31 protein-coding genes, 2 tRNA genes and 1 other RNA gene are annotated in these 26,276 nt (G+C 68.5%); 11 read left to right on the top strand and 23 right to left on the bottom strand.

Going from position 1 to position 26,276, the window contains the following annotated elements:
* Positions 1-18: 18 nt before the first annotated feature.
* The 6 genes from acpP to BMY69_RS09935 form a co-directional block, all read right to left on the bottom strand.
* A complete protein-coding gene (gene acpP / locus BMY69_RS09910) occupies positions 19-258 on the bottom strand; it encodes an acyl carrier protein (protein ID WP_090054201.1) in 240 nt (79 codons plus the stop codon).
* A gap of 169 nt (positions 259-427) precedes the next feature.
* Positions 428-1,171, bottom strand: coding sequence for a 3-oxoacyl-ACP reductase FabG (gene fabG / locus BMY69_RS09915; protein ID WP_090177644.1), 744 nt, complete (start codon positions 1,169-1,171; stop codon positions 428-430).
* 23 nt (positions 1,172-1,194) lie between these two features.
* The gene (gene fabD, locus BMY69_RS09920; protein WP_090177647.1) at positions 1,195-2,142 is read right to left on the bottom strand and encodes an ACP S-malonyltransferase; all 948 of its coding nucleotides are present in this window, start codon (positions 2,140-2,142) and stop codon (positions 1,195-1,197) included.
* Positions 2,143-2,350: 208 nt separating this feature from the next.
* Positions 2,351-3,319: a beta-ketoacyl-ACP synthase III gene (locus BMY69_RS09925; RefSeq protein WP_090054207.1), complete on the bottom strand. Its 969-nt coding sequence runs from the start codon at positions 3,317-3,319 to the stop codon at positions 2,351-2,353.
* A gap of 136 nt (positions 3,320-3,455) precedes the next feature.
* Entirely contained in the window at positions 3,456-3,650 is a 195-nt protein-coding gene (gene rpmF, locus BMY69_RS09930) for a 50S ribosomal protein L32 (RefSeq protein ID WP_090054210.1), read from the bottom strand.
* Between the two features lie 18 nt (positions 3,651-3,668).
* The gene (locus BMY69_RS09935) at positions 3,669-4,187 is read right to left on the bottom strand and encodes a YceD family protein (RefSeq protein WP_090054212.1); all 519 of its coding nucleotides are present in this window, start codon (positions 4,185-4,187) and stop codon (positions 3,669-3,671) included.
* 157 nt (positions 4,188-4,344) lie between these two features.
* Between BMY69_RS09935 and BMY69_RS09940 the strand changes: the two genes are divergently transcribed.
* On the top strand, positions 4,345-4,791 hold the full coding sequence (locus tag BMY69_RS09940; RefSeq protein ID WP_254779140.1) for a hypothetical protein: 447 nt from the start codon (positions 4,345-4,347) through the stop codon (positions 4,789-4,791).
* A 1-nt stretch (position 4,792) separates the two neighbouring features.
* Positions 4,793-5,377 (top strand): Maf family protein, encoded by a 585-nt coding sequence (locus BMY69_RS09945; protein WP_090177648.1) that lies wholly within the window; start codon positions 4,793-4,795, stop codon positions 5,375-5,377.
* A gap of 5 nt (positions 5,378-5,382) precedes the next feature.
* Here BMY69_RS09945 and BMY69_RS09950 read toward each other — a convergent pair whose 3' ends face one another.
* Positions 5,383-6,861, bottom strand: a complete 1,479-nt coding sequence (locus tag BMY69_RS09950; RefSeq protein WP_255364520.1) for an ArnT family glycosyltransferase — start codon at positions 6,859-6,861, stop codon at positions 5,383-5,385.
* A gap of 140 nt (positions 6,862-7,001) precedes the next feature.
* Between BMY69_RS09950 and BMY69_RS09955 the strand changes: the two genes are divergently transcribed.
* From BMY69_RS09955 to BMY69_RS09970, 4 genes are read left to right on the top strand one after another with little or no spacing between them, the layout of a single operon-like run.
* The gene (locus tag BMY69_RS09955) at positions 7,002-7,943 is read left to right on the top strand and encodes an AAA family ATPase (RefSeq protein WP_090177651.1); all 942 of its coding nucleotides are present in this window, start codon (positions 7,002-7,004) and stop codon (positions 7,941-7,943) included.
* The gene (locus tag BMY69_RS09960; protein ID WP_090177652.1) at positions 7,943-8,899 is read left to right on the top strand and encodes a DUF58 domain-containing protein; all 957 of its coding nucleotides are present in this window, start codon (positions 7,943-7,945) and stop codon (positions 8,897-8,899) included. The genes BMY69_RS09955 and BMY69_RS09960 overlap by 1 nt, the downstream gene beginning before the upstream one ends.
* Positions 8,896-10,884: a transglutaminase TgpA family protein gene (locus BMY69_RS09965; RefSeq protein WP_090177655.1), complete on the top strand. Its 1,989-nt coding sequence runs from the start codon at positions 8,896-8,898 to the stop codon at positions 10,882-10,884. The genes BMY69_RS09960 and BMY69_RS09965 overlap by 4 nt, the downstream gene beginning before the upstream one ends.
* 43 nt (positions 10,885-10,927) lie before the next feature.
* Entirely contained in the window at positions 10,928-11,530 is a 603-nt protein-coding gene (locus tag BMY69_RS09970; protein ID WP_090177658.1) for a Slp family lipoprotein, read from the top strand.
* Positions 11,531-11,608: 78 nt separating this feature from the next.
* On the opposite strand, the gene BMY69_RS09975 is transcribed toward BMY69_RS09970, so the two are convergent.
* The 8 genes from BMY69_RS09975 to BMY69_RS10010 all read right to left on the bottom strand — a co-directional run bounded on the left by BMY69_RS09975 (position 11,609) and on the right by BMY69_RS10010 (position 16,509).
* Positions 11,609-11,953 carry a histidine triad nucleotide-binding protein gene (locus BMY69_RS09975; RefSeq protein ID WP_090177660.1) on the bottom strand — a complete coding sequence of 115 codons (345 nt, stop codon included), beginning with the start codon at positions 11,951-11,953 and terminating at the stop codon, positions 11,609-11,611.
* Positions 11,954-11,972: 19 nt separating this feature from the next.
* Positions 11,973-12,575, bottom strand: coding sequence for a recombination mediator RecR (gene recR, locus BMY69_RS09980; protein WP_090054224.1), 603 nt, complete (start codon positions 12,573-12,575; stop codon positions 11,973-11,975).
* Between the two features lie 19 nt (positions 12,576-12,594).
* Complete coding sequence (locus BMY69_RS09985; protein ID WP_090054226.1) at positions 12,595-12,918, bottom strand: YbaB/EbfC family nucleoid-associated protein; 324 nt, start codon at positions 12,916-12,918, stop codon at positions 12,595-12,597.
* Positions 12,915-14,585, bottom strand: coding sequence for a DNA polymerase III subunit gamma/tau (gene dnaX / locus BMY69_RS09990; protein WP_090177663.1), 1,671 nt, complete (start codon positions 14,583-14,585; stop codon positions 12,915-12,917). The genes BMY69_RS09985 and dnaX overlap by 4 nt, the downstream gene beginning before the upstream one ends.
* A 76-nt stretch (positions 14,586-14,661) precedes the next feature.
* An RNA gene (gene ffs / locus BMY69_RS09995) (signal recognition particle sRNA small type) lies at positions 14,662-14,758 on the bottom strand.
* Positions 14,759-14,783: 25 nt separating this feature from the next.
* Positions 14,784-14,874 (bottom strand) — tRNA-Ser (locus BMY69_RS10000).
* Positions 14,875-15,025: 151 nt separating this feature from the next.
* Positions 15,026-15,784, bottom strand: coding sequence for an MBL fold metallo-hydrolase (locus BMY69_RS10005; RefSeq protein WP_090177666.1), 759 nt, complete (start codon positions 15,782-15,784; stop codon positions 15,026-15,028).
* Positions 15,781-16,509 (bottom strand): 3-deoxy-D-manno-octulosonic acid kinase, encoded by a 729-nt coding sequence (locus BMY69_RS10010; RefSeq protein WP_090177669.1) that lies wholly within the window; start codon positions 16,507-16,509, stop codon positions 15,781-15,783. Before BMY69_RS10010 ends, BMY69_RS10005 begins: the two co-directional genes overlap by 4 nt.
* Before the next feature lie 97 nt (positions 16,510-16,606).
* Here BMY69_RS10010 and BMY69_RS10015 point away from each other — a divergent pair, with 97 nt between their 5' ends.
* The gene (locus tag BMY69_RS10015; protein ID WP_090054233.1) at positions 16,607-17,632 is read left to right on the top strand and encodes a glycosyltransferase family 9 protein; all 1,026 of its coding nucleotides are present in this window, start codon (positions 16,607-16,609) and stop codon (positions 17,630-17,632) included.
* Positions 17,633-17,720: 88 nt separating this feature from the next.
* Here BMY69_RS10015 and BMY69_RS10020 read toward each other — a convergent pair whose 3' ends face one another.
* From BMY69_RS10020 to BMY69_RS19660, 4 genes are all read right to left on the bottom strand, one after another.
* A complete protein-coding gene (locus BMY69_RS10020) occupies positions 17,721-18,125 on the bottom strand; it encodes a DUF6165 family protein (RefSeq protein WP_090054235.1) in 405 nt (134 codons plus the stop codon).
* 64 nt (positions 18,126-18,189) lie between these two features.
* Positions 18,190-19,479 carry an Nramp family divalent metal transporter gene (locus BMY69_RS10025; RefSeq protein WP_090177671.1) on the bottom strand — a complete coding sequence of 430 codons (1,290 nt, stop codon included), beginning with the start codon at positions 19,477-19,479 and terminating at the stop codon, positions 18,190-18,192.
* A gap of 45 nt (positions 19,480-19,524) precedes the next feature.
* Positions 19,525-20,436 (bottom strand): YihY/virulence factor BrkB family protein, encoded by a 912-nt coding sequence (locus tag BMY69_RS10030; RefSeq protein WP_255364521.1) that lies wholly within the window; start codon positions 20,434-20,436, stop codon positions 19,525-19,527.
* Between the two features lie 104 nt (positions 20,437-20,540).
* Entirely contained in the window at positions 20,541-20,702 is a 162-nt protein-coding gene (locus BMY69_RS19660; protein ID WP_177191135.1) for a hypothetical protein, read from the bottom strand.
* Positions 20,703-20,856: 154 nt separating this feature from the next.
* On the opposite strand from BMY69_RS19660, the gene BMY69_RS10035 reads away from it, so the two are divergent.
* Positions 20,857-21,099, top strand: a complete 243-nt coding sequence (locus BMY69_RS10035) for a hypothetical protein (protein ID WP_090177673.1) — start codon at positions 20,857-20,859, stop codon at positions 21,097-21,099.
* Positions 21,100-21,186: 87 nt separating this feature from the next.
* Here BMY69_RS10035 and BMY69_RS10040 read toward each other — a convergent pair.
* A tRNA-Ser gene (locus tag BMY69_RS10040) sits at positions 21,187-21,276 on the bottom strand.
* Positions 21,277-21,422: 146 nt separating this feature from the next.
* On the opposite strand from BMY69_RS10040, the gene BMY69_RS10045 reads away from it, so the two are divergent.
* The gene (locus BMY69_RS10045) at positions 21,423-22,127 is read left to right on the top strand and encodes a PP2C family protein-serine/threonine phosphatase (RefSeq protein WP_090177675.1); all 705 of its coding nucleotides are present in this window, start codon (positions 21,423-21,425) and stop codon (positions 22,125-22,127) included.
* A gap of 73 nt (positions 22,128-22,200) precedes the next feature.
* Here the strand turns inward: BMY69_RS10045 and dnaQ are convergent, their stop codons facing one another.
* From dnaQ to BMY69_RS10060, 3 genes are read right to left on the bottom strand one after another with little or no spacing between them, the layout of a single operon-like run.
* Entirely contained in the window at positions 22,201-22,923 is a 723-nt protein-coding gene (dnaQ, locus tag BMY69_RS10050; RefSeq protein WP_090177678.1) for a DNA polymerase III subunit epsilon, read from the bottom strand.
* The gene (gene rnhA / locus BMY69_RS10055) at positions 22,920-23,381 is read right to left on the bottom strand and encodes a ribonuclease HI (protein WP_090054245.1); all 462 of its coding nucleotides are present in this window, start codon (positions 23,379-23,381) and stop codon (positions 22,920-22,922) included. The genes dnaQ and rnhA overlap by 4 nt, the downstream gene beginning before the upstream one ends.
* 3 nt (positions 23,382-23,384) lie before the next feature.
* Complete coding sequence (locus BMY69_RS10060) at positions 23,385-24,077, bottom strand: methyltransferase domain-containing protein (RefSeq protein WP_090054247.1); 693 nt, start codon at positions 24,075-24,077, stop codon at positions 23,385-23,387.
* A 168-nt stretch (positions 24,078-24,245) separates the two neighbouring features.
* On the opposite strand from BMY69_RS10060, the gene gloB reads away from it, so the two are divergent.
* Both gloB and BMY69_RS10070 read left to right on the top strand, forming a co-directional pair.
* The gene (gene gloB, locus BMY69_RS10065) at positions 24,246-25,013 is read left to right on the top strand and encodes a hydroxyacylglutathione hydrolase (protein ID WP_090177680.1); all 768 of its coding nucleotides are present in this window, start codon (positions 24,246-24,248) and stop codon (positions 25,011-25,013) included.
* On the top strand, positions 25,010-26,272 hold the full coding sequence (locus BMY69_RS10070) for a transglycosylase SLT domain-containing protein (protein WP_090177682.1): 1,263 nt from the start codon (positions 25,010-25,012) through the stop codon (positions 26,270-26,272). Before gloB ends, BMY69_RS10070 begins: the two co-directional genes overlap by 4 nt.
* Positions 26,273-26,276: the final 4 nt, after the last annotated feature.

The raw sequence follows: 26,276 nt of genomic DNA on the forward strand, positions 1-26,276 counted from the left end.
ACGACCAGTCGGTTTCGATCAGGCCTTGACGTGGGCCTTGACGTAGTCGACCGCCTGCTGGACCGTCGTGATCTTCTCGGCTTCTTCGTCCGGGATCTCGCACTCGAACTCTTCTTCGAGAGCCATCACCAGCTCGACGGTGTCGAGCGAGTCGGCGCCCAGATCGTCAACGAACGAAGCGTTGGGGTTCACTTCGTCTTCCTTCACGCCCAGCTGCTCAACGACGATCTTCTTGACGCGCTCTTCGATGGTGCTCATGTTGCCTTTACCTCCCGAGGGGAAAATCCGGCGGCATTGTAGTGGCTAAGGCGGGGGCCCGCCACACACCGCCGTTACGTGGATGGCGCCCGATTTGGTTCGCCGGGCGCGAAATGACGATTGTCTCTCAAAAACGGGCCGGTGGCGACTGCCGCCGGCCCCAGGCCCGTCAGGGCATGTACATGCCGCCGTTGACGTGCAGGGTCTCGCCCGTGATGTAGCGGGCGGCCGGCGACGCCAGGAAGGCCACGGCTTCGGCGATGTCGCTGGCCTCGCCAAGGTGGCCCAGCGCGATGCCCGCCAGCAGCGCTTCACGCTGCTCCTCCGGCAGGGCGCGCGTCATGTCGGTGTCGATGAAGCCCGGCGCGACGACGTTCACGGTGATGCCGCGGGAGCCGATCTCACGCGCCAGCGATTTGGAGAACGCGATGATGCCGGCCTTCGCCGCCGCGTAGTTGGCCTGACCCGGGTTGCCGGTGACGCCGACGACCGACGCGATGCTGATGATGCGGCCCTTGCGCGCCTTCATCATGCCGCGCATCACGGCCTTGGAGGTTCGGAACACCGACGTGAGGTTCGTGTCCATGATCGCGCTCCAGTCGTCTTCCTTCATGCGCATGAGGAGCTGGTCACGCGTGATGCCCGCATTGTTCACGAGCACGGAAACCGCGCCGCTCTCCTTCGCGATGCCGTCGATCAGCGCCTCGATCGCGGCCGGGTCCGTCACGTCGAGCACGCGACCGTGGCCGCCGTGGGCGGCAAGGCGCTCGCCGATGGCCTTCGCGCCGGATTCACTGGTGGCGGTGCCGTAGACGGTGGCGCCAAGGGCGGCGAGGCGGTCGGCGATGGCGGCGCCGATGCCGCGGCTCGCGCCGGTGACGAGGGCGATTTCACCCTGCAGGGTTGCTGTCATGGGGGATGTCCTGTTGTACGTGATCAGGCGGAGGGCGCGAGCGCCGCGTCGAGTTCGGCGGGCGTGCCGATGGCCTTGCCCTCGATCGACTTGTCGATGCGCTTGATGAGGCCGGTGAGGACCTTACCGGGGCCACATTCGATGGTCTGGACGATTCCTGCCGCGGCGAGCGCCTGCACGCACTCGGTCCAGCGGACCGGCAGGTACAGCTGGCGCATCAGCGCTCCACGGATGTCCTCGACGGTGCCGTGCACCTTCGCGTCGGCGTTCTGCACCACGGGGATCGACGGCATGGACCACGCGATGGCGGCCATGCGCTCGCCGAGCGCGTCCGCGGCGTCGCGCATGAGCATGCAATGCGAGGGTACGGACACCGCGAGCTTCACGGCCTTCTTCACGCCGAGTTCGGCGAGGCGCGCGATGACCCGGTCCACGGCGTCGGCGTGTCCCGCGATCACCAGCTGGCCCGGCGAATTGAAGTTGGCGGGCGCCACGATCTGGCCTTGCGCCACCTCCTCGCACACCTGCGCGATCTGGGCGTCGTCGCCTCCCAGGATGGCGGCCATGGCTCCGACGCCCGGCGGCACCGCGGCCTGCATCAGTCGGCCACGCTCGGCCACGAGGCCCGCGGCATCCTTCAGCGAGAGCGCGCCCGCGGCGACCAGCGCGCTGTATTCACCAAGGCTATGGCCCGAAAGGTACGCCGGCAGGGCGCCGCCCTGCTTCACCCACACGCGCCACACGGCGACGCTGGCCGCCAGCAGGGCCGGCTGCGTGTTCTCGGTGCTGTTGAGGAGGTCTTGCGGGCCATCCTGGCTGATGGCCCAGAGATCGACGCCGGCACCTTCCGACGCTTCGTCGAAGGTGGCCTTCACTTCCGGATGGATGGCCGCGAGCTCGGCGAGCATGCCGATGGACTGCGAGCCCTGGCCGGGAAACACGAAGGCGAGCGAGGCGCTGGATGAGGTCATGCGAAACGGTTCCGGGACTTCAAACCGCGCATGGTGCCAGCAACCCATGGGCGAATGCACCATTCGCGGGCGTGTGGTGGGCGGCACCGCCTTGATCCTGGAAGCACGGCTTCGCAGGGTTCGCCGATACGATCGGCTCCCACACCTCCGGTAGAAGGGTCACTACCGGAGGTGTGGGAGCCGATCGTATCGGCGATTTCATGCCGCCTCAGTAACGCAGCAGCGCCGAGGCCCACGTGAAACCGCCGCCGAACGCCTCGAGCAGCAGGTTCTGGCCGCGCTGGACCTTGCCCGAACGCACCGCGTAATCGAGCGCGAGCGGCACCGAACCGGCCGACGTGTTGGCGTGCTTGTCGACGGTCACGATCACGCGGTCCATCGACATGTTCAGGCGCTTGGCCGTGGCTTCGATGATGCGCAGGTTCGCCTGGTGGGGGATCAGCCAGTCGATCTCGTCTTCCTTCATGCCGGCGTCCTCGAGGGTTTCGCCGACGAGGGAGTCGAGCGTCTTCACGGCGACCTTGAACACTTCGCGGCCGAGCATGTTGATGCGCACGCCGTGGTTCGGCTCGTCCTTGAATCCGGCGGACACGCCGACCGGATTGAACAGGAGGTGCTTGAACCCGCCGTCCGCGCGCAGGCGCGTGGTGAAGATGCCCGGCTCGTCCGAGGCTTCCAGCACGACCGCACCGGCGCCGTCGCCGAACAGCACGCACGTCTCGCGCTCCGTCCAGTCGACCATGCGGGTCAGCGTCTCCGCACCGATCACGAGCGCCCGCTTCGACTGGCCGCTGCGGATGAACGCGTTGGCGACGCCGAGGGCATAGACGAAGCCGGAACAGGCGGCGTTGACGTCGAACGCCGCGCAGCCGTTGGCGCCGAGACGGTGCTGCACGAGGCAGGCGGTGGACGGGAAAATGATGTCGGGCGTGGTGGTGCCGAGGACGATCAGGTCGATCTCGGACGCCTTGACGCCGGCCGCCTCGAGCGCGCGCTGCGCGGCGAGGAAGGCGAGATCGCCGGTGGTTTCGCCGTCGGCCGCGACGTGGCGCTCGGTGATGCCGGTGCGCGTGCGGATCCACTCGTCGCTCGTTTCGACGATTTTTTCGAGGTCGGCGTTGGTCAGCACCTTGTCGGGAAGTGCGCTGCCGGTACCGATGATGCGTGCGTATTTCAGGACCGTATCCCCATGTCAGGGAGGATTCGCCCGGACGCGATCAACGGGCCCGGGGCCGGGATGAATCGGTATGCCACAAACGCAAAGCGGCGCGTCACCGCGCCGCCTGCGTCGAGATCGTCCCTAGGCGGGAAGATCAGTCCTCGACTTCAACCGCACCGCGGGTGTCGATGACCTTCTTGCCACGGTAGAAACCGTCCTTCGTCACGTGGTGACGCAGGTGGACTTCACCGCTGGTCGGGTCGGTCGACAGCTGCACGGACTTCAGCGCGTCGTGCGAACGGCGCATGCCGCGGGTGGACGGGGTCTTGCGGCTCTTGGCAACGGCCATGGCAAATCTCCAGCGAAATTACTTTTTCATGAGTTCGCGGAGTGCCGCGAACGGGTTTTCGGTCGTTTCCTGCGAGGGCTCGTCGTCCTCACCGGGTCCAGTCACGTCGTCGGGCAACTCGTAGGCCGGATTGACCGGAACCAGGGGCAGCGCCAACAGCAGTTCATCTTCGATCGTCACGGAGGGGTCGAGCTTGCCGTCCTCTTCGAGGAGCAGCGGCTCGTATCCCGGGGGAAGGCCGGCTTCCTCCTCTTCCCGCTTGATCAGTCCGAGGCGTGTGTCGACGGCCACCGGGAGCACGAAGGGCTCCAGCGAGCGCTGACAGATGACCGTCAGCGAGGCGTTCGCACGCACCGCCACGTAGGCCACACCCAGTTCGTCACGTCCGAAGTCCAGCTCGTAGGCGACATCGCCTTCCGGCGACGCGACCACTTCGCCGAGGCGGGCAAGCGCCGACACGGGAAGATGGCCCTGGAACGAACGCCGCGCACGAACTTCGCGCCAAGCGTCCACGGACGATGGCAAGGTCACGGACATAATCGTGAAATGGTAGGCATCAACATCCCTGAAGTCAACCGGTTAGGCGCCTTCACGCGCATGCGCGGCCGCTTTTGCGCGGCCTGCCGCGTTTCGGGCAGACTGCCGAGGTTCGGGGAATTCTGCCGCAACACGCCTGCGAGGGAGAAGAGGAAGCGTGTTTTCCGTTGCGTATTATGCACTTGCCGGGGTCATCCTGGTGGCCGCCGCGCTGTGCGTGTGGATCCTCCGCCATCAGCGCTCGCGCCGGCGGCATGGCGCGTTGCAGGACCTCATGGACAACGCGGACCGTCTCGAGTCCGATCTCAAGGACTGTCGCGACCGGCTCCAGCGAGCCCATGCCGTGATGTCGGTCAGTCCGGACCTACCCGCCGCGGGGGAGGTCGAGGCCCAGCAGGCCGTCGACTCCGGACTCCGCGCCCTGCTCCAGCAACGGCTCTGGATCCGCGACCGCGCCCCGGACGCGAGCCAGCGCGAACTCGACCAGGCGGTGGACGCCCTCGTCCGCGCCCGCCACCAGCTCGAGCCGCGCCTGCGCGCGCTCGACGACGCGCAGACGGCCCTCGATACCGCCGTCCGCGAACACATCCACAAGGATTTCTAGCGTGTCACCGCAGCCGACCATCGTCCTCGCCTCCACGTCGCCCTACCGCGCCGCCCTGCTGCGCCGGCTGCTCGATCATTTCGAGCAGGCGGCGCCTGGCACCGACGAGGCGCCGCTACCGGACGAGCCACCGGCGGATCGCGCCGCCCGGCTCGCCGAAGCCAAGGCGCGGGCCGTGGCGGCGTCGCATCCGGGCGCGGTGGTCATCGGCTCCGACCAGGTAGCGGACCTCGACGGGCGCGTGCTCGACAAGCCCGGCACGGTGCACGTGGCGCACCGGCAACTTGCCGCGAGTTCCGGTCGGGAGGTGGTCTTCCATACCGCCGTCTGCGTGATCGACCTGCGCGGCGACGCGACCACGCATGTGGACGAAACCCGCGTGCGCTTCCGCGACCTCTCGGCGGAAGACATCGCGCGCTACGTGGAGCGCGAGCGCCCGCTCGACTGCGCAGGCAGCTTCAAGTGCGAAGGCCTGGGCATCGTGCTGTTCGAACGCATCGACAACGAAGATCCCACGGCGCTGGTCGGCCTGCCCCTGATCGCGACCGCACGACTGCTGCGCGCGGCGGGAGTGGTATTGCCCTAGGCCGCCTAGCGGTCGTAGGCGGCGCGGTAGGCCGTCCACACCGGACAGGCTTCGGGGTCCATCGACGCGTGCCCCGCCCTTGCCCTGGCGTCGTAGAGCGCGAACCGTCGACGGCCGCCGAAGAGATCGATGCGCGATACCGGCGCGACGTCGGCGACCCGTGAGCAGATCGAGCCCAGCCATGCCGGACGCTCGCGCTCGCGGAGCGATGTCTCGTCGACCACGAGGAGCACGCGTCGCCCCTCGTGCACCGCCAGGCCCCGCTCGTCGTCGCCCCACGCCGCGAGTTGCGGCGCGCGACCGTGCTTCACGTTCAACGGGCTGTCCAGCGAGTACACGGTCGCCGACGCGCCCAGCACGAAACGCAGTTCCGCGGCGAGCATGAAGTTGTCCGCGACGACGATCGCACCGGGTCGCGCCGCGAGACGGGCACGCACCTCCTCCGACGCTTCGCGCCAGCCCGTGAAGTTCGACGGAAACGCCTTGACGTCCGCGAGCACGCCGGCCCCATGCGTCGAGGCGGCGAGACCCAGCCAGGCGAAACCCGCGGCCAGTCCGATGCCCGCGAGCGCGAAACCCGCCAGCGCCGCGCGACGCCAGCCGCTTCCGGCCTCCTGCAGCAGCGACGGCAGCACCGCGCACGCCAGGATCCAGCCGGGCAGCGGCCAGTGCACGCGGAAGCGCACGTCGTCGGCGAACAGGCCCAGCACGAAGTAGCCCAGCACGAAGGTGCCGCCGATGACGCCGATCGCGTCGAACGGCGCCACCGCGCGCCGGCGCCACGCCTGCCACAGCGCCCAGAGCATGACGACCCAGGCGATCGGCGTGCAGGTCAGCGCCTGCTCGAGCGGCTGCACGAGCGCGTCGGCCTGGAATCGCCAGGGATTGCGCTCGACCACCTGGAACGCGACACCCGCGCCGCGCGCTTCGATGTTGTAGAGCGCGATCGGAACGAGACCGATCGCGGCGATCGCCAGGGCGAACCAGAGGCCCGGGCGTCGCCAGAGCGCGCGGCCGCGCGCGGTGATCAGGAGGAACACGAGCCCGGCAAGCATCGGCATGGCCGCCCGGTAGTGCGTCGTCCAGGCGATGGCGAGGCCGGCGCCCAGGAGGCACCAGTCGACCAGGCGGTCGCGGTCGAGCGCCGCCACCAGCCCCTGCGTCGCGAGGAGAATGGCGAAGGTGAGCGGCACGTCGGGCAAGGCGAGCACGCCGAGGCTTCCCGCCAGCGGAAGCAGCGTCACGCCGATCGCCGCCTGCCACCGGGCGGTTTCGCCACCGACACGCGCCGCGATGGCGCCGGCCTGCCAGGGCAGCAGCGCGCCGATGAGCAGGAACGGCAAACGCATGGCCAGCAGGCCGTGACCGAAGCAGGCTTCCGAGAGCGCGATCAGCCACGCGGTCGCCGGGGGAAGATCGCTATAGCCCCACGCCGGCCGAAGGCTCTCCTGCCAGTAGAACGCCTCGTCACCGAAAGGCGACAACGTGCACGCTATCACCAGCTTCACAACGCACGTCAGCGCGAACAGGACGAGGAAAGCGCCTCGCCACGAACGCGCGCGCGCGGCTACACTCGAACGCTCAACCATCGACATGGCCACGCCGGGGGGCAAACGCATCGCTCATGTCCGCGCCGAATCCGCTCCACGATGAAATGCTGAAGCACCGCCTCGACGCCGCGCTCGCGCAGGTCAACGGCGTGCTGCTGGGCAAGCCGCGCCAGGTGAAGCTCGCCTTCACCTGCCTGATCGCGGGCGGCCACCTGCTGCTCGAAGACGTGCCCGGCGTGGGCAAGACCACGCTCGCGCACGCGCTCGCCGCGACGTTCGATCTCGATTTCCAGCGCATCCAGTTCACCAGCGACCTCCTGCCTTCCGACATTATCGGAGTCAGCGTCTACGAGCGCGAGACCGGCGAGTTCCGCTTCCATCCCGGCCCGATCTTCACCAGCCTCCTGCTCGCCGACGAGATCAACCGTGCGACGCCGAAATCGCAGAGCGCGCTGCTCGAGGCCATGGCCGAAGGCCAGACGACCGTCGACGGCACGACGCACGAACTGCCGAAGCCTTTCTTCGTCGTCGCGACGCAGAATCCGCTGGATCTCGCCGGCACGTTCCCCCTGCCGGATTCGCAGCTCGACCGATTCATGCTGCGCCTGAGCCTCGACTACCCGGACCCGGCCGCGGAACGTGCGCTGCTCACGGGCGAGGACCGTCGGGACATGATGGCCGGTCTCTCGCCTCGCCTCGACATGGCGGCGATCGGACAACTGCATGCCGCGGCCCAGTCCGTGACGACCAGCGGCACCCTGCTCGACTACCTCCAGGCGCTGCTCGCCGCGAGCCGCAAGCACAACGAGGTGCGGGTCGGCCTGTCGCCGCGCGCGGGACTCGCGCTGCTCGCGGCGGCGCGTGCCTGGGCGCTGGTCAGCGGCCGCGATTACGTGATTCCGGAAGACTTGCAGACCGTGTTCGTCCCCGCCGCGGCGCATCGACTCGTGCCCGCGCGTGGAAGCCACCGAGAAGCGATCGCGCGCGCGATCCTGGCCGAAACGCCGGTACCCTGATGCTCGCCAGCGCGCAGCGCGTCGTCGCCTGGGCGGAGCGGCGCCTGCCCTCGCTCACCCGTCTGCGCCAGCGGGAGCCGCTACCGATTCTCCTGCACCGGCGCCGCATCTACATCGTCCCCACGGCGTTCGGGGTCGGCTTCGCGATCCTGCTTGCCGTCATGCTGGTCGGCTCGCTGAATTATTCGAACAACGCGGCGCTCGTGCTCACCTGCCTGCTGGGTGCCTCGACCGCCGGCAGCATGCTCGTCGCGTTCCGCGTGCTCAATGGCCTGACGATCGGCGGCCTCCGCGCAGGCACGGCGCGTGCCGGCGAAACGATCCGCGTGTCCCTCGACATCGGCGCGAGCCAGCGCGACCGGATGGCCGTACGACTCGACGTGGCGCAACGCGAGTTCGTCTTCGCCGTGCCGGGCGGACGCTCGACCACGATCGAATTCGACCTGCCCACGGAGTTCCGCGGCTGGCTCGACCTGCCCCGTATGCGCGTCCACAGCCGCTGGCCGTTCGGCATGTTCCGCGCGTGGAGCTGGCTGAACCCCGACCGCGCCGTGCTCGTCTACCCCCGCCCGGAAGCGCTCGGCCCCAAGCCGTACGAGCCTGAGGGCGACGCGGACCGTGGCCGTCCCCGTCCCGGCGACGAACTCGCCGCGCTGCGCGAATACCGGCCGGGCGATCCGCGACGGCAGATCGCCTGGAAGCTCAGCGCCCGCCATCATGGCCTGCTGGTGAAGGACCTCGAGCAACCCGCGCCGCAGGAAGACTGGCGGCTCGACTGGGACGGCATGCATGGACTCGACGACGAATCGCGCATCGCGCGGCTCGCGCGCTGGGTCGACGAGGCGCGGGAATCCGGTCGTCGCTGGAGCCTGCGACTCCCCGACGGCTATTTCGACATCGCGCAGGGCGACGAGCATTACCACCGCTGCATGACCGCACTGGCGCTCCGGCCATGACGGGCTTCCGCCGCTCCGTCGCGACCGTCGCCGATCCCCTCCTCGCGCGGCGCTCATTCGACCTTCTGGCCGTGACGATGGCCTTCGTCGTGCTGGTGCACGCGACGCACCTGCCGTGGTGGCTGACGCTCTCCCTCGCGGTGCTGCTCGGCGCCCGCTGGTGGCAACGCCGCCGCGGCGGACGCAATGCGCCCACCTGGCTGAAGCTGCCGTTGATCGGCCTGCTGCTCGGCGCCGTGATCGCGCAGAACGGCACGTTGTTCGGGCGCGAACCCGGCAGCGCGTTCGCCGTGGGCCTGCTCGTGCTGAAGCTTCTGGAAAGCGAGCACCGGCGCGACGCGCGCGTGGGCGTGGCGTTCGCCTGCTTCGCCCTCATGAGCGCCCTGCTCTTCGATCAGGGCCTGGTCGCGACGGTCGTGGTCAGCCTCGGCATCGTGCCGGCGCTGGCGACCCTGCGCTCGCTCGAGGAGATCGATCCGCAATCGACGCCCTGGTCGCGCGAATTCACGCCGGTGCTGATCGCGCTGCTGGCGGCCGTCCCGCTTTCGTTGTTCGCGTTCCTGTTCGTGCCGCGCCTCAGTTCCCCGCTGTGGGGCACGCCGCAGGACAACCAGGCGAAGGTCGGGCTGTCGAACCAGCTGTCGCCCGGCGAGATGCTCGACATCATGACCGACGACACGCCCGCGATGCGGGTGACGGTCGACGGCGGAACGCTGCCGCCGGGCGCGCGCTACTTCCGCGCCTTCACGATGCAGGTCTTCGACGGCACCGCGTGGCGTCCCTCGTTCCGCGGCACGCGGCGACCGCCGGCGCTCGTCGAGACCGCACGGACGATCCGCTACCAGGCGTCGCTGGAGCCGACCCACGACCGAGTCGTGCCGATGCTCGACCTCCCGCTCTCGGCGCCGCCCGGCGTTCGCATCCGGCCCGATCAGACCGCCGTCGCCGATCGCCCGATCGATGAAACGCTGGCCTTCAGCGCGACGGCCGCCACGGCGTATCGACTGGAGGCGTCGCTCGACGAGGGCGTTCGCGCCGAGAACCTCAGGCTGCCCCCGAAGACGGGACCCCGCGCGCGCGCGCTGGCCGCGTCCTGGGCGCAGCGCTACGGCAGCGATCACGCGGCGATCGCCGCCGCGGCACTGGCGCTTTTCCACGACGACTTCTCGTACTCGCTCGCCGCCCCACCCCTCGGACGCGACCGCATCGACGATTTCCTGTTCGGCACGCGCGAAGGCTACTGCGAGCACTTCGCCTCGTCCTTCACGTTCCTGATGCGCGCGGCCGGACTGCCGGCACGCGTGGTCACCGGATATCAGGGCGGCTACTGGAACGCGTCCGGCAGGTACCTTCTCGTTCGACACTCGGATGCCCATGCGTGGTCGGAGGTGTGGCTCGATGGCCGGGGATGGGTCCGCTTCGATCCGACGGGCGCGGTGCGACCCGAACGCGTGCAACTGGGCGCGGCCGCCGCCGCGGCGGGTCACGGCGCGGGCGACGGCCTGTTCGACATGGCCTGGCTGCGCGACCTGCGCAATCGCTGGGACATCGTCAACCAATGGTGGAACCAGGGCGTTATCGGTTTCGATGCGTTGCGCCAGCAGGGATTGCTGCAACCGTTCGGCGTGCCCCGCGCCGAGGTATCCGACCTCGCCCTCGTGTTCGCGATCGGGTGCGCGCTGCTGGCCGCCGCCGCGCTGGGCTGGGCGCTGTTCCAGCGGCGTGAAGGCGATGCCCTGGATGCGTGGATGAGACGTCTACAGCGGAAACTTGCTCGGGCCGGCGTCTTGCGCCGGGCGGGTGAAGGACCGAAGCACTATCTGGCACGCGCGGCGCGCGCGTTGCCCGGACATAGAAATGCACTGGAAAGGTTGAGCGGGCTTTACTTGCGGTCGCGTTACGGGCATGACGAACCGCCGCCTGAATCGGTCGCCGAATTCGGGCGTGCGGTGAAGGAATTAAAGCCGCGCCGCGTGGTCAAATAAGAGCATGGTGTCGGCCGTGCCCGGCACCTGAAGGAGACGTGACATGTCGATGTATAAACCGCTGGTCCTCGCCGCCGCGACACTCGCGCTCGGCGCATGCGCCACGGTGCCCCAACCGTTGCAGGGCCAGTTCAACGACGTTTCCACCGCCGGGGCCCAGCAGGGCGGCGCGCCGGGGGCGAAGGTGCGCTGGGGTGGCGAGATCATCAAGACCGAGCCGGGTCCGCAGCAGACCTGCTTCTTCGTCCTGTCCGAGCCGCTGGACAGCGAGGCGCGCCCGACCGCCAGCAAGAACGAAACGCAGGGGCGCTTCGTCGCCTGCCGCGACGGCTTCTACGATCCAGAAGTGTTCACGCGCGGTCGCGAGATCACGGTGACCGGCACGCTGCATGGCGCCGTCACCCAGAAGGTCGGCGACTTCGATTACGCCTATCCGCGCGTCGAGGCCGATGTCGTCTACCTGTGGCCCAAGCGCGTCCCGGTGACGCGTTACCCGCCAGGTTTCTACGACCCGTTCTGGGGTCCGGGCTGGGGTCCGGGTTGGGGCCCGTACGGCTATGGTCCGTGGGGCGACCCGTTCTGGTACCGCCCGCGCACGATCATCGTGCCGCGTCCCGTGCCGCACCCGCCACCGCGGGCTCGCTAAGGGAAAAGAAAAAGCCGGCGAAAGCCGGCTTTTTTTCGTTGGAGCGGACCTGGCCGCGATGGAACGCTCGGTCGGATTTCAGCCCGGCGGCCAGGTCATTTGTCGTCCCGCCAAAAGATGCACATGAATGTGGAACACGGTCTGGCCGCCATGGCCGTTGGTGTTGATCACCGTGCGGTAGCCGTCGTTCGCGAATCCCTGGGCGCGCGCATACGCCGCCGCGGCGAGGAGCAGCTTGCCCAGCAGGGTCGCGTCGTCGGGCCGGGCGTCATCCAGCGTCGCGATCGCGCGCTTGGGAATGAACAGCACGTGCACCGGTGCCTGCGGATTGAGGTCGCGGAAGGCGAGCACGTCGTCGTCCTCGTAGACGATGTCGGCCGGGATCTCGCGGCGCACGATCTTCGCGAAGATGGTGTCGGTCATCGAAGGTTTCCTTGCATGGTTAGCCGAGCGATTGCCGGCTGCCGAACGCGTGGGCGAGCGTGCCCCGGTCGACGAACTCCAGCTCGCCGCCCAGCGGCACGCCGTGCGCGAGGCGCGTGGCGCGAATTCCCGCCGCCCTGGCAAGCTGGCCGATGTAATGCGCGGTGGCCTCGCCTTCGACGGTGGGGTTGGTCGCGATGATCATTTCCTCGACCTCGCCCTCCCCCAGCCGCTCGGCCAGGAGCGGAAGGCCGAGCTCGTCGGGACCCAGGCCGTCGAGCGGCGACAGGCGGCCGAGCAGCACGAAATAATGGCCGCGATAACCGGTGGCCTGCTCGATCGCCGCCAGGTCGGAGGGCGACTCGACGACGCAGAGCACCTGCTTGTCGCGGCTGGCGGCCGCGCACAGCGTGCACACGGGCGTCTCGCTGAAATTCCGGCAGCGGGTGCAGTTGCCGACGTCGCGCATGGCGGATTCCAGTGCCGACGCCAGGCGCAGGCCACCCTGCCGCTCGCGTTCGAGCAGATGGAAGGCCATGCGCTGCGCGCTCTTCGCGCCGACGCCGGGGAGGCAGCGCAGCGCGTCGATCAATTCACCGAGGAGGCGGGAGCCGTTGCTCATCGTGGGTGGCGGTCAGCCGTCAGAACGGCATCTTGAAACCGGGGGGCAGATTCAGCCCCGCGGTGACGCCGCCGAGGCGGGTGCGGCTCATTTCGGCGATCTTGTTCACCGCGTCGTTCACGGCCGCGGCGACGAGGTCTTCCGCCATCTCCGGATCGTCGGCGAACGCCTGGCGATCGATGTGCACCGCGCGCACCTCGTGGCCGCCCGTCATCGTCACGGTGACGAGGCCACCGCCGGCGCTGCCGGTGATTTCCGTCTTGGCGAGTTCGTCCTGCGCACGCTTCATTTCGTCCTGCATGCGCTGGGCCTGCTGCATCAGCTGACCGATTTGACCTTTCACGTTCCTGGCTCCACGGGTTTGATCGATTGCGGGATGACGCGCGCGTCGAATTCACGCTTGAGCGTCTGTACGAGCGGATCGGCTTCCATCGAAGCCTCCGCGTTGGCCTGCAGGTCGCTCTGCGCCTGCGCGCGACGCTCGGCGGGGGTACCGAGGTTGCCCCGGTCCGCCACGAAGCGGAAGCGCACGCGGCGGCCGAGCGCCTGCGAGACCTTTTCTTCCATCTGGCTGGTGAGCGGTTCCACGGCCAGGTGCATGTGCGAAGGCGTCAGCGCCAGCACCATGCCTTCACCGTCCATCTCGCGCAGCGAGCAGTTCTGCGCCAGCTGGCCGATCGGGCCGCGCAGGTTGGCGCGCTCCACGATCTCGTGCCAGTCCGGCAGGCCGTTCGCGCCGACGGAGAGCGGGCGCTGCGCCGCCGGCGCCGGGACCGGAGCCGGCGGCGGAGCGGGCGCGGGCGCCGGAGCGGTGGCCTGCGCCCGCGGTGCCGGCGCGGGTGCCGCGGCGGCGGGAGCGGCCACCGGCCGGGCCGGCGCGGGCTGCGACGGAGCGGCGGCGGACCGTGGCGCGGAAGCGCCCTGCCCGGCCTCTGCCGGTCGGAACGCGTGCATGCGCAGCAGCACCATCTCGAAGCCGATGCGTGCGTCGGGCGCCATCGGCAACTCGCGACGGCCGTTGGTGGCGATCTGGTAATACAGCTGCACGTCTTCCGGCGCGAAGCGCTCGGCCAGCGCCGCGAGGCCAGCGTCGCTCTCCTCGCCACGATAGCCCGGCACGAGCTGGATCAGCTGGACGCGATGCAGCACGGTCGCCAGGTCGTCGAGCACGCCGCCGAAATCGGGCGAGAACGAAGCGATGCGATCCGCTTCGGCCATCAACGCCGCGCCGTCGCCCGAGGCGAGCGCGTCGAGCACGCCGAGCACCTGGCCGCGCTCGACGCTGCCGAGCATGGCGCGGACGTCCGCGGCGCGCAGCGAGCCACCGCCGTAGGCGATGGCCTGGTCGAGCAGCGAGAGGCCGTCGCGCAACGAACCGTCGGCACCGTGCGCGAGTTCGCCGATGGCCTCTTCTTCGTACTCGATGGCTTCGGCGCCGAGGATGTGGCGCATCTGGCCGGAGATCTGTTCGGGCAGAAGTCGCTTCAGGTTGAACTTCAGGCAGCGCGACAGCACCGTCACCGGCAGCTTCTGCGGGTCGGTGGTGGCGAGCAGGAACTTCACGTGCGGCGGCGGCTCTTCGAGCGTCTTCAGCAGCGCGTTGAACGCCGGCTTCGACAGCATGTGCACCTCGTCGACGAGGTACACCTTGAAGCGCCCCCGCGACGGCGCGTACTGCGCGTTCTCGATGACTTCGCGCACGTCGTCGACGCCGGTGTTGCTCGCCGCGTCGATCTCGAGCAGATCGACGAAGCGACCGGCGTCCACGGCGGTGCAGACGGCGCACTCGCCGCAGGGATCGGCCGATTCACCGCGCTCGCAGTTGAGCGACTTGGCGAAGATGCGCGCGATCGTCGTCTTGCCGACGCCGCGCGTGCCGGTGAAAAGATAGGCATGGTGCATGCGCCCGGAGTCGAGCGCGTTGGTGAGCGCGCGGACCACGTGCTCCTGCCCCACGAGTTCGGCGAACTTGCGCGGGCGCCACTTGCGTGCGAGGACCTGATAGGACATGCCGTATACCTTGAGGCGACAGGGGATTGTGCCAAGGTCCGGAGGGGTACGAAAGCGTGCCCCGAAAAGGCGATGACCCTGCCAGCCACACCCCGGCACCCGAATCGTCCGCTACCGTTGCTTCCTTCCGGACCTGGCGGGGTTTACGGACTATCGTCGCGGGGGGACCGACAGGGCCACCATAAAAGATAGTGAAACTGGCGGAGAGGGCGGGATTCGAACCCGCGATACGCTATTAACGTATACACACTTTCCAGGCGTGCTCCTTAAACCACTCGGACACCTCTCCGCACTGGTACATCCTTCTTTCCCGGCTTCCGGTTCCGGCAAAGAAGCGGAAGGATAGCCGGAGCGCCGAAACGAGACAAGCGCCGTGCCGCTTTTTCGTGGGAGCGGACCCGGCCGCGACAGCCGTTCGCGGCGGACCCGCCAGGCCCCGCTCAGCCCGCCGTCGGCCGCGGCGGATGCGGTTCGGGCAGGGCCAGCGCCTCGCCGGGCCGCGCGATCCGGTAGCCGCGCGAGACCAGCGTCTCGCCGTCCTCCGCGCTCCCGTAGTGATACAGCGCCATTCGCCCGCGAACCTCGTCCGGATACTCGCGTTCGAGGTCGTCGACCCCCGTATGGGAAGGGTTGCCGATCACGCCGCAGTCGTGCGCGACCAGCTCGCCCTCGGCACCGTGCAGCGCCAGCGCCTCGGGCACCGGCCGCGTATCGCCGGTGAAGACGAAGCTGCCGCGCAGGGCGATCCCGTAAGACGTGCCCTGAACATGATGACGGGTCGGGAAGACGTCGAACCAGAGGCCGTCGTGCCAGAAGCCCCGGGTGCACGGGATGAGGTGGAAGGCTTCCCAATAATTCACACCCCCTTCCGCCAGCGCGCCCGGATAGTCGGCGACGCGACCCTGCAGCCAGGGCAGCAGCGCCGCGTGCAGGAAGACCCGGGTCTTGCCGCGCAGCGCCTCGTCGAACCAGAGGCGGAAGAACAGCCGTTCCATGCCCGCGACGTGGTCCATGTGCACGTGGGTGACATACAGCGCCCGTGGCGGCTCACCGTAGGTGGCCATGTAGCGGTCCAGCGTGTCCGGACCGCAATCCACCAGCAGCACCGGCCCGCCGTCGCGTTCGAGCACCACGGCGGACGAACCGAGCTCCACCGCGTGCGCGGCGCCGGTACCGAGGAAACGCAGGTTCCAGCTCATTCGCGCATGCTCCGTTCGTACTGTTCCTCCAGCGCGGGCCACCATTCGGCATCGAACGTGTCGCCGGCGGCATCGCGCGCGCCGAGCTTCACCAGCGAGCGTTTCAGTCGCGCCAGATTGGCGCGCCGCCAGCCCGCCGACGGCCGACGCAGGCGTCCCCGGTCGAAGTCGATCAGATACAGCCCGTCGCCGTTGACGAGGATGTTGTGCGCGTTGAGGTCCGCATGCCATGCCCCTTCGCGGTGGAACGCGGCCACGAGCGCGCCCACCTTCGCGGCGAGCGTCGCGTTGAACGCGCCGTCCGCTAGTCGCTCGGCGAGCGTGGCGGCCTCCGGGATGAGGGCGGTGATGAGGTCGGCGGAGTACCGCCAACCCTGGCGAACGTAACGCGAGGCGATCGGGGCGGGAACCGGAAGGCCTCGCTTTGCCAGCTCGGCGAGCAGCCGGAATTCGCGCGCGCTTCGCGTCCTTCGGCCGCCCATGAACAGATAGTGGTCGCCAAACAGACGCGCGACCATGCCGCCGCGGCGATAATGGCGCAGGACGGCCTCGCCGGCCGGGGTCCCGATGATCGCGACCCCGCCGCGCCCACCCGCCTGCGAGCGCAGCGCACCGCGTTCGCGCCAACGGTGGGGCGAGAACCAGTCGGCGTCGACTTGAGGTGCACGGGCGGCGTCGAACAGAATCGTGCCGCCCGCACCCGCATCCAGTTGCTGCTCTGTCATTTGCCCGGCCGCCTTCCGCGGCCACCTGTCCGGTAATCCGATCGTGTCCAGTCTAACAAGCCGCCCCCTCCCGCCGGGAGACTCCAGCCTCTGCATCATGCGGACATCGGCCATTGGTGATGTCACCCATGTGGTGCCGCTGGTGCGCACCTTGCAGGAAAAGTCGCCCGGCACCCGTCTGACATGGATCGTCGGCAAGCTGGAGCGCAAGCTGGTGGGCGATCTGCCGGGAGTGGAGTTCGTCACGTTCGACAAGGGCGCGGGCAAGGCCGGCGTCCGTGCCGTCCGCGACGCGCTGGCCGGTCGCCGCTTCGACGCCCTCCTGCACATGCAGGTCGCGCTGCGCTCCAACCTCCTCAGCCTCGCCGTGAAGGCCGATCGGCGCATCGGCTACGACCGCGCGCGCTCGAAGGACCTGCACGGCCTGTTCGTCAACGAGCGGATCCCGGCACGAAGCGGTGAGCACGTGCTGGATGCCATGGCGAGTTTCATCGAACCGCTGGGCCTGAAGCAGACCGAGGTGCGCTGGGACATTCCGGTACCGGCCGAGGCCCACGAATGGGCCGCGGCGCAGCTTCCCGGCGACGCGCCGACGTTGCTGGTCAGTCCGATGTCGAGCCATACCGTCCGTAACTGGCGCGTGGAACGCTACGCCGCGCTGATCGACCACGCCATGGCGCGAGGTGCGCGCGTGGCGCTCGTGGGCGGGCCGTCGGAACCGGAGCGTGCGCTGGCGGACGCGATCCTCGCGGCCGTGCGCGAGGCGCCCATGGACCTCACGGGCAAGGACACCCTCAAGCGCTTCATGGCGCTGCTCGCGCGCAGCCACATGATCCTGACGCCGGATTCCGGCCCGATGCACATGGCCAACGCGGCCGGCATAAAGGTGCTCGGGCTGCATGCCGCCAGCAACCCGGACCGGTCGGGCCCGTACTCCGACCGTCGCTGGTGTGTCGACAAGTACGACGCGGCGTCACGGAAGTTCTTCGGCAAGCCGGCCTCGGAGATTCCCTGGGGCACCAAGATCGAGAAGCCCGGCGTCATGGACCTGGTGCAGGTCGACGAGATGATCGACCGCTTCGAGGCATGCTCGGCGCACCTGAAGCTCGCGCTGAACCGCTAATGCCGTCGTTGGAGCGCACCTGGGCGCGATTGGGGGCTTGCCGCGAGCAGCTGTCGCGCCCAGGTGCGCTCCTACGAAAACGCCCGCCTCAGGCCTGCGGCGCGCGGTAATCCTGGTACGACTTCTCCTCGATCAGCGTGGAACCGAGCTTGACGTTGATCTCGCGCTTGATGGCCGCGCGCTCGTCGTTCTCGATGTACACCGAACGGGCCAGCTGGATGAACTCGGCGTCGAAGGCCTGCGCCTTTTCCTTGAGGCGGATGTCGTCCTCGATCTTCCAGAGGCGCTGGTTCACGGCGAGCAGGCGCGCCGTTTCGTCGGCGATGTCCGTGTCGGAAGCGGAGTCGTTCTTCCACGTGGCGTCGAGCAGCTCGAGTTCGTTGCGGACGTTCGCCAGCTTCGCCTCGTCCTTGATCTCCTGCAGCTTGATCTGGAGGATCGTGATCTTGTCGATCAGCTCGCCGTAGGAAACGGGGGTCTGGATGAGGCTCATGGGCAAAATCTCCGGTTCGTCAGACCGCGCAGGTTAGCAGTTTCACGGCCCGCCCGGCGTGCCCTCAGAGCGCCACCACCCCGAAGGTATCGAGCAGGAGCACGACGTTGAGGGCCAGCACGACCAGCGCCGCGACGACCGCGGCGACGCTGACCGCCGGCCGGTTGCGGAAGTCCCCCATGACCGCCCGGCGACTGGTGAACCAGACCAGCGCGATCATGGGGAACGGCAACGCGATGCTCAGCGCGATCTGGCTGAGCACCAGGGCACGGGTCGCGTCGACACCGGCGATGACGACCGCGAAGCTCGGAATCATCGTGATGGCGCGACGCAGCCAGAGCGGAATGCTGAAGGACACGAAGCCCTGCATGATCATCTGGCCCGCCATCGTGCCCACCACGGAACTGGAAAAGCCCGAGGCGATCAGCGAGATGAGGAAGATCGTGGCGGCGGCCCCACCGAGCAGCGGCACGAGCGTCTGGTAGGCGGTCTCGATCTTCGCCACGTCCGGATGGCTGCCGTGGAAGGCGCCTGCCGCCATCACCACCATCGCGAGGTTGATCAGACCCGCGACCGACAGCGCCAGCACCACTTCGAGGTTCGACAGCCGGATGATGCGCCGGCGTTCGTCGGTCGTCTTCGGCCGCGCGCGGCGCTCGGTGAGACCGGAGTGCAGGAACAACGCATGCGGCATCACGGTGGCGCCGATGATGCCGACGGCGATGGCCACGGCCGCGCCGTCCGGCAGGTTCGGCACGAAGATCTGCCGACCCAGCGACGCCCAGCCGACCGGCGCGATGAACAGTTCCGCGAGGTACGACAGCCCGACGACTCCGACCAGCGCGCCGATCGTCAGCTCCAGCCGGCGATACCCCTTCCCCTCCAGCAACAGCAGGCCATAGGTGACCACCGCCGTGATGCCCATGCCGACGAGCAGCGGAAGGTGGAAGAGCAAGGCGAGACCGATCGCGCCGCCGAGGAACTCCGCCAGGTCGGTCGCCATGGCGGCGAGCTCGCTGACCACCCACATCACGTACACCAGCGGCTTCGGCAGATTCTCGCGGCACACCTCGGCGAGGCTGTAGCCCGTGACGATGCCGAGGCGCGCGGAAAGGCTCTGGAACAGCATGGCCACCAGGTTGGCCATCACCACCACCCAGAGCAGCGCGTATCCGTAGCGCGCGCCGGCCTGGATGTTCGTGGCGAAGTTGCCGGGATCGATGTATGCCACCGACACGACCACCGCCGGCCCGGCGAACGGCAGCAGGGCCGACAGGCCCCGGCGACGCCCATCGAGGACCTCGCGCATGGCCGGCTCTTCGGTCCGCTCCGGAGTGACCTTCTGGAGCACCATCAGCTCCCGTCGACGGCGGTGGCGCCGTCCTGCGCGATCAACATACTACGAATGCCCCGCCGGTTCGGTCCGTGGCGACGCGGAAATCTCGGCGGGCGCCGCCTCGATCTCGACCGCATGCGCGCTGGGCCGGATGGGCTTGCCGCGCGCATCGGCGACGCCCCGGGTCAGTTCGGCGCCGAGCAGCACGATGATCGACGAGTAATAGGTCCACGTCAGCAGCACGATGAAAGCGCCCGCCGGGCCGTACGCACCGCCGACGTCCGAGTACTGGATGTACAGGCCGATGGCGTACTTGCCCAGCAGGAACAGCGCCGTAGTCAGGATGGCGCCGATGATCGCCTCGTTCCAGTCGATCACGGCGTCCGGCAGCACCTTGTACATCGTCGCGAAGGCGGCGATGAAGACGACGACGGAGATCGCGTATTCGACGATCTTCCACGCGGTGCCGTCGCCGCGTACGAGAGTCTGGATGGCGGCGCTGACGACGAAGGAAATGATCATCATGAACGCGATGCCACCCAGCAACGCGAACGCGCGGGCACGGGCACGAAGCCATGCGCTCAGTGCGGCACCGGGCTTCGGCTTGACGCGCCAGACACGATCCAGCGTGCCCTGAAGCTGCGCGAACACGGCCGACGCACCGAACAGCGTCACGCCGATGCCGATAATGCCGGCGATATCGCCGAGCTTCGGATGCGACTTCGCGCTCGCGATGACGGCATTCAGCGCCTCGGCCGCCTTGGTGCCTACGACGCCTGCCAGCGCCTCGGAGAGTTCGCCCTGCCATGCGGGATGGAGCATGGATACGGTCCACACGAGCAGGAGCAACAACGGGGCGAACGACAGCGCCGCGTAGAACGACAACGCCGCCGCGCGGGTGATCAGTTCGTCGTCGCTGAATCCGTCGACCGCCGACATCACCGTGCGTTTGACGCCGCCCCATGCCGCTTTCATCGCACTGCCTCCGTCATCTCGTCGGCCACACCATCGGTGGACGTCGATAAAGACGGGGCGCAGGCGATGTGAAGGGGACGCGGACGATCGCCCCGGGAGACGGGTCAGCGGACCCCTTCGTCGCGCTTGCCGATCTCGTCCATCTTCTCCTCCCCCTCCTTTATCTCCCGGTCGCGCTTTTCCTGCTGCGGCTTGTCGTTGTTCGCGACGTAGTCGTTGTTACGGTCACCCGATTGCGGGCGATGATCGCGGGACGTGTCGTTCATGGCGTTATCTCCGGGCGGTGGGTACAGGTGAGGCTCCGCCGTCCCGCCTGCCCGCGCCGTGGTCGCGATGTCACGACGCCCGTCACGCCGGTGCCGCCCGCTAAAGTCCGGGCGTGCGGCGCCGATGACTCATTACCTTGCCGAGCGACCGCCCATGCCCGTCCAGCACGCCCGTCACGCCAACCTGCGCGCCATCCTCGACCAGCTCGGGAAGGACGGCATCTCCGGCTACGAAGCGCAGGCCGCCCACCTCGGCAACGTCACGGGCCATCGGCTCGAGGCGATGGACCAGGGCGGCCACATCGATGTCCTCTTCTCCGAGCATGTGGAATGGGTGTTCCATCGCCGCCGTGGATGGATGGACGAACTGCACGAGGACGACCCGCTGGAGGCGTAGTGCCGCGAGCGCCGTTCAGCGTGGCAAGCAGGTAGACGAAGGCAAAAAACAAAAGCCCCGCATCGCTGCGGGGCTTTTGTTTTTTACTGGCGGAGAGGGTGGGATTCGAACCCACGGTACGCTTACACGTACGCCTGATTTCGAGTCAGGTACATTCGACCACTCTGCCACCTCTCCGTGAACGGTCGACGGCAGTGGTTGAGCACTGCCGGGCCCGCAATGATAGTGGGTCTTCACGGCCGTGACAACAGGCTTTTGATGGGGCATCCTGCCCGGGCATCGAGGCGCTTCCCGCGCCCTTCCCCTCGCATTCCAGGCCCCACATGATCGAGTTCGGACATGGCACGCATACGGGACTTCGCCGTACGCGCAACGAGGACACCTACTATGCCGACGCCTCGTTGGGCCTGTTCCTGGTGGTGGACGGCATGGGCGGGCATCGGCACGGCGAGGTGGCCTCGGCCACGGCCCGCGACGGCGTCGTGGCGCAGGTGTCCGCCGGTCAGTCGCTCGTCGATGCGATCCAGCGGGTGAACGAGGCGCTGCTGGCGCGTTCCAGCGGCCTGGCCGAGTCGCGCCCGATGGGCACGACCATCGCGGCCGTGCGGATCGTCGGTCGCTCGTACGAGGCGGCATGGGTCGGCGACAGCCGGATCTATCGTTGGGATGGCGAGCTTCGCCGCCTGTCGCACGATCATTCCATCGTCGAGGCGCTCGTCGAGTCGGGCGAGCTGACCGAGGAGCAGGCGCGTGCGCATCCGCAGCGGAGCGTGCTGACGCAGGCACTGGGCATCACGTCGCCGGCGCAGCTGCACATCGGCCTCGCGCGCGGCGAACTGGCGCCCGGCGCGCGGTTGTTGCTGTGCACCGACGGGCTCACCGACGAAATCACCGACGCGCGGATCGGCGAGATCGTGGCGCGCACCGACATCGCGGCCCAGGAGAGCGTGGATCATCTGCTGCTCGAGGCGCTCGGCGGCAGCGCGCGCGACAACGTGACGGTGATCCTGCTGCGCGCGGCGGCGTGATCGGCGATTCGCTGGCATAGCGGCGCTGTTCGCGCGCGAGCGCGCTCCCCCCGTGGACAGGAGCGCGGCGGGGTCAGTGCAGCGTTTCGGATTCCAGCTTGCGCCAGATGCTCTGGCCGCCCGACGACTTGTCGAGCGCGTCGAGGCGTTTCGTGTGCAGTTCGAGTTCGTGCGCATCCGCGCGACGCACGATGGGTCGACGCGTGATCACGATCTCGCCCAGATGGCTCGGGCCACGATGGTCTGCACCCGCATCGAGGGCGAAGTCGAGCGTCACCTGGCCCGAGGTCATCGCGATATAGACTTCGGCGAGCAGCTGGGCGTCGAGCAGGCCGCCGTGGAGGTCGCGCTTCGTGTTGTCGACACCGAGGCGCTTGCACAGCGCATCGAGGCTGTTGCGCTGCCCTGGATACATCTGCCGCGCCATGAGCAGCGTGTCGAGCACCGTGGCGTGATCGCTCACCGTGCCGTACGCGTCGCCCATCCGTTTCAGCTCGGCGTTGATGAAGCCGACGTCGAACGCCGCGTTGTGGATGATCAGTTCCGCGCCGCGGATGAACTCGATGAACTCGTCCACCTTGTCGCGGAAGAACGGCTTGTCGACGAGGTCGGCGTCCTTGATGCCGGTGACCGCGCTCGCCTCCGCGTCGATCGCGCGCTCGGGGTTCAGGTACGTGTGGAAGTGGCGGCCCGTGGGGCGCCGGCCGATCATCTCGACCGCGCCGATTTCGATGAGCCGGTGACCGAGGTGCGCTTCGAGGCCGGTGGTTTCCGTATCGAGGACGATCTGCCTCATGCCACCTTCCCCTTCGCCTTGTAGATGATCGCCTGGTCGCGCGCCGCGACATCCACGCGCTCGTTCTCGACGTGGCCGTTATGCCCCTTGACCCATTCCCACGTGACCGTGTGCGCCGCGGCGGCCTGGTCGAGGCGGATCCAGAGGTCCTGGTTCTTCACCGGCTTCTTGTCGGCCGTCTTCCAGCCGTTGCGGCGCCATTTCGGCACCCACTCCTGCACGCCCTGCATGACGTACTTCGAATCGGTCATCAGGTGCACGTTGCAGCGGCGCGTGAGCGCTTCGAGCGCGCAGATCGCGGCCATCATCTCCATGCGGTTGTTCGTGGTGTCCGCCTCGCCGCCGGAGAGCATCTTTTCCACGCCCTTCGCGCGCAGCAGCGCGGCCCAGCCGCCGGGGCCGGGGTTACCCAGGCAGGCGCCGTCGGTGAAGGCTTCAACGGTATCGGTGTCGGTCATAGGTCAGCTGATGGATTCACGGGCATGGCGACGCGCGCCGGAGGCGAGCGTGCCGGGCATGGGGGTCGGCACGGCGACCTCGCGGGTGCGCAAGGGTACCGCCGACGGACGCTTTTTGCGCGCCACGAGGAAGTAACCGCCGCCGAAGATCGACTCCGCCATCGCGGTGCCACCGGCGCGGGGCCAGGCGCTGCCGAGGCGGCGCGGCATCGAGAGCTCGAATTCGTCGCGCACCAGGCGCTGGCTCCACCACCATGGCCACGTGAGGCGCGGCCGGGAACCGCGACTCTGTCGCGCGACCCACGGCGACCAGAGTCCCACGGGGTGGATGCCGGTGATCGCCAGCATACCTCCGGGCGCCAGCACGCGGATCGCCTCGTCGAGGAGGTTGTCCTGGCGCGCCGTGGTTTCCAGCGCGTGCCGGAGCAGGACGACCCCGAACGCTTCGTCGGCGAACGGGAGCGGCTCCAGGCCACTCGCGCGGATATCCCCGCCCAGCGTCGCTCCCGCGACCCGGACGGTCGCCCAGTGGCCCAGCAGCGGAATGGCGGGCGGTTCGGCCGGCGCCGACGTGGTCAGGTGCAGGCCGTGCTCCCCGGTACAGCGGGACAGCAGGGGGCCGAGCACGCGCGCCTCGTCGGCGAGCAGCTTGCCGATCTGCGGCGTGGCGTAGATGTCGTGGGCGAAATGCGGCATGCACGGGGAGTGTAGTGGGGTTGAACGGGGGGCGCATGGGTTAACGACTTGCTAACGAGCGAGATATACCCGGCTGATATAGTCCGGCCGCCCCGCCCGGTCCGCATCACTGCCCGGCGGCCATTCCTTGGGTGTTCGCGCCCAATCGTTCGTCACGGAGTCCGCCCGATGCATTGGGTCCCCGTCGCGGCTTTGAGCGACAACTACATCTGGCTGGTCGCCGATGACGAGGGCAACGCCTTCGTCGTGGATCCCGGTGAAGCCGCCCCCGTGGAAGCCGCGCTGAAGGAGCGAGGCTGGACGCTGCGGGCGATCCTGCTGACACACCATCACGCCGATCACATCGGCGGCGTGTCGGACCTCGTCCGCGAGCACGACGTCGAGGTGTACGCCACCGACGACCCCCGCATCCAGCCGAAGAACCACTTCGTCGCGGATGGCGACATCGTCGAGCTCGAATCGCCGAAGGCGAGCTTCCGCGTGATCGCGGTGCCGGGCCACACGCGCTCGCACGTGGCGTATTACGGCGAAGGATTCCTGTTCTGCGGCGACACGCTGTTCAGCGTCGGCTGCGGGCGCCTGTTCGAGGGCACCCCGGCGCAGATGCTGGCCTCGCTCGATCGCTTCGCCGACCTGCCGCCGGAGACCAAGGTCTGCTGCGCGCACGAGTACACCGCGTCCAACATCCGGTTCGCCCTCACCGTCGACCCGGACAACGATGCCCTGCGCCGCCGTCGGGACGAGGTGGCGCGCCTTCGCGAGGAGGCCCGGCCGAGCGTGCCGAGCACCCTGGGCGACGAGTTCGCCACCAATCCCTTCCTGCGCGTCGACAGCGACGCGATCGCGCGCTGGTTCGCGCCGCAGGCCGGGAACGTCGACGACCGGGTGGAGCGCTTCGCCGCGCTCCGCCGTGCCAAGGACACGTTCGCCGCATGAATGCTTTCACCCGCCGGTTGCTGCCCACCCTGATCCCGATGCTGCTGACGGCCTGCGCCGCCGGCATGCCGAAGCCCCTGCCCCACCCGCTCCCCGTCGTCGCGCCGCCGGCGCCCGTCGAGGATGTCACGGTGTCGCCGAAGATGATGCGCCCAGCGCAGCAGGCGGATTTCTGGTCGGGCATGCGCGACAGCTTCGCGATGCCCGGCTGCGAGGCCGATCCGCAGGTGCTGGCCTGGGCCCGCACCTATACGAAGATGCCCAACCGCTTCGAGCAGCAGGTCAACGAAGTGCTGCCGCTGATCGTCTACGCGCACAAGGCGGCGATGAAGCACAGCGTCGCCGGCGAGTTCGCGCTGCTTCCGTGGGTGGAAAGCCAGTACCGCCACGTACCGGGCCAGAAGAACCGGCCGGCGGGCATGTGGCAGATCATGCCGCAGACGGCGCGCACCCTCGGCCTGCGGGTGGAGAAGAACTACGACGAGCGCCTCGACATCACGAAGTCGACCGAGTCGGTGATGAACATGATGCGCCGTTACTACGACGACCTGGGCGACTGGCGCCTGGTCGACGTCGCGTACAACGCCGGCGAATTCGGTCTCAAGAAGACGATCGATCGCCACGGCGGACCCTCGGACGACGACGGCCTGCCCGACGTGCCGATGAAGGCGAACACGAAGGAACACCTCGTCAAGCTGATGGCGATCGCCTGCATCGTGCGCGACCCGGGCCGTTTCAACGTCAGCCTCCCGCGCCAGGACGGCGACGACGCCCTGCAGGTGGTGAAGGTCTCCACCCCGCAGTCGCTCGCGCAGGCGGCGAAGCAGTCGGGCCTGTCGATGAACGACCTGCGCGGCTTCAATCCCGCCTTCCGGACGACCTCGGGCACGGTGAGCGCGAGCCTGCTGTTGCCGAAATCGGCGGCCGACCAGTACAAGCTCGGCCCCGTCGATCCCGTGGCCGACCCGGCCGATCCCATCGTCGACGAACTGACCACGGCGCAGGCGCCGGCGAAGGGAAAGAAGGCCAGGACATCGAAGGACACCGCCGTCGCGAAGGCGAAGACGACGTCCCGTTCGAAGTCGAAGTCCGCTGCCGCGGACGAGCCGCTCGTGGTCCACAAGGTGAACAACGGCGAGTCGCTCTGGTCGATCGCTCGCCGGCATCAGGTGAGCGTCGAGCAGCTCATGAAATGGAACGACCTGCAGACCCAGGCGGTGAAGCCGGGTCAGGTGCTGAAGCTGACCGCGTCGCGCTGACGCC

It is taken from the genome of Luteibacter sp. UNC138MFCol5.1 (genome assembly GCF_900110505.1).
Lineage (GTDB): Bacteria > Pseudomonadota > Gammaproteobacteria > Xanthomonadales > Rhodanobacteraceae > Luteibacter.